The organism is Pseudomonas sp. SIMBA_041, assembly GCF_046535095.1.
GTDB lineage: Bacteria > Pseudomonadota > Gammaproteobacteria > Pseudomonadales > Pseudomonadaceae > Aquipseudomonas > Aquipseudomonas mucoides.
The window spans coordinates 1-236 of the sequence record NZ_JAWRXJ010000935.1 but is presented as its reverse complement, the minus strand read 5'-3'; the positions used below and the strand labels follow the sequence as shown (position 1 = coordinate 236).

General features: G+C 65.7%; 1 protein-coding gene. It reads right to left on the bottom strand.

Features of this window, described 5'->3' with window-relative positions:
• Nucleotides 1–236: acyl-CoA dehydrogenase domain-containing protein (locus tag SB725_RS33880; protein WP_410923782.1), on the bottom strand; the 236-nt coding region annotated here is incomplete at both ends.

Below are 236 nucleotides of genomic sequence, written 5' to 3'. Positions count from 1 at the left end.
CCGGTAGTAGCCGGCCAGGGCCTTGTCGGTGTTGCCCGGGGCCTTGATCAGGCGCCCGCCAGTGACCGCGTGCACGGCAGCGCGCACGGTGTTGGCGAAGACGAAGCTGATATGGCCGAACATCGCGCTGTCGAACGCTTCCAGGCCCTTGCGCCCGGTATCCCGGGCCGCTTCCATCTCGCGAAAGACATAGGGATGGCAACGGATCAGCCCCTGACCGTAGATGATCAGGCAGC